The sequence below is a fragment of the Heyndrickxia sp. NPDC080065 genome (genome assembly GCF_050281185.1).
In the GTDB taxonomy this organism is placed as follows: Bacteria; Bacillota; Bacilli; order Bacillales; family Bacillaceae_C; genus Heyndrickxia.
The window spans coordinates 1-1,637 of the sequence record NZ_JBNNWS010000049.1 but is presented as its reverse complement, the minus strand read 5'-3'; the positions used below and the strand labels follow the sequence as shown (position 1 = coordinate 1,637).

Genomic DNA, 1,637 nt, shown 5'->3' with positions numbered 1-1,637 from the left:
TGTAATATAAATTGAAACGCCGTATACGCGAACCGTACGTACGGTGTTGTGAGAGGGGCGAAAATAAATTACTTTATTTTCCCTCTACTCGATTATTTAAAGTAGGAATATAGTCTCCTTTTGTCGAATTAAAGTGGCAAAGGAGGAAGAAAAATGACCAAAAATAAAACATGTTTTGTTGTCTCGCCAATTGGTTCAAACGAATCTGAAACTAGAAAAAGGGCAGATCAAGTTCTTCGTCATATTATTGAGCCTTGCGTAAAGAAAAAAGGTTATAGTGAGGTAATAAGGGCAGATAAGATTAGTGACCCTGGTACAATTACTTATCAAATTATCGATCAAATAGTAAATGCTGACTTGGTTATTGCTGATTTATCAGAACATAACCCAAATGTATTTTTATGAATTAGCGGTTAGACATGCAACAAAAAAGCCCTATATTCAAATTATGGATAGTAGTTGGGAATTACCATTTGATGTACAGGGTATTAGAACAATTCAATTTAACTATCGTGATTTGGATAGTGTGGAAGAAGCAAGGAATCAGTTATTAGATATTATTGATTTTATACATCAAAATCCTGATAAAATAAGTACACCAATACACGAAGGATTAGATATTGAGAGTTTAAGAAAAAGTGGTTCTTCAGAAGATAGAATACTTGGAGATTTAGCGATTGGTATAGCGAGTATTCAAGAAAGATTAAATAAAATTGAGAGAAATATTTATAATGAAAATGGTGTACTTAATTTATATAATAATCACCGTTCTGCAGTAATTGGTGCTCAATCTGCAGTAGTAAGAGCCTCAAAAAGAAATGTCAATACTAGAAAAGCAATCGACTATCTGGAAGAAGAATTAATAAATAATAAAAAGGCGACACGAAGTTTTGAAGAAAATAAATAAGTTCAAGGACAGCACCTGACGGGTGCTTTTTCTTTTGCCCAAAACAAACACAACTATCGGAGGTGGCAGGTGATGTAGCATGGCTGAAAAATATGTGAAAGCTGAAAAAGATTATGTCAAAGGCATGAAATACAAGGACATCGCTAAAAAATACGGTGTGTCACTCAACACTGTTAAGTCATGGAAAAAACGCTATGGTTGGAATCGAGATAGGGGTGCACCCAAAGAAAAAAGTGTGCACACAAAAAAAGTGGGTGCTCCAAAAGGGAATATAAATGCAAAAGGGAACCGTGGTGGTGCTGCACCTAAAGGAAATCAGAATGCAGTTACACACGGTTTCTTTTCTAAATTCCTCCCTCAAGAATCCTTAGACATCATGGAAGAAATACAAGAAAAGTCACCTGATGATATGATATGGGATCAAATAATGATTCAGTATACGGCCATCATTCGAGCTCAAAAGATTATGTTTGTTGAAAGCAAGGATGAAATGATCAAGGAACTTAAGAAGAGGAAATATGAAGTTATTCCAACGGATGATTCTATTGAACAGGTCACCACTGAAGAGGAATACGAATTCAATTCGCTTGGGATCGTCACGCTACTTTTTTAAATGCACAGTCCAGGGCAATGGCTGAACTTAGGTCCTTAATCAAACAATTTGATGAAATGGCTCATGTTGATGATGAGCGTAGGTTGAAGCTAGAGCAAATGAGGCTGGGTATCGAAA

2 protein-coding genes and 1 pseudogene are annotated in these 1,637 nt (G+C 35.6%); all 3 read left to right on the top strand.

All coding sequences use genetic code 11. The features are described from left to right. The first annotated feature begins 153 nt into the window (after positions 1-153). Positions 154-405 carry a hypothetical protein gene (locus ACQKP0_RS25710; RefSeq protein WP_427408653.1) on the top strand — a complete coding sequence of 84 codons (252 nt, stop codon included), beginning with the start codon at positions 154-156 and terminating at the stop codon, positions 403-405. A 43-nt stretch (positions 406-448) separates the two neighbouring features. Next, the gene (locus tag ACQKP0_RS25705; protein WP_427408652.1) at positions 449-907 is read left to right on the top strand and encodes a hypothetical protein; all 459 of its coding nucleotides are present in this window, start codon (positions 449-451) and stop codon (positions 905-907) included. Positions 908-986: 79 nt separating this feature from the next. Next, positions 987-1,637, top strand: a pseudogene (gene terS, locus ACQKP0_RS25700) (phage terminase small subunit); the annotation flags it as partial.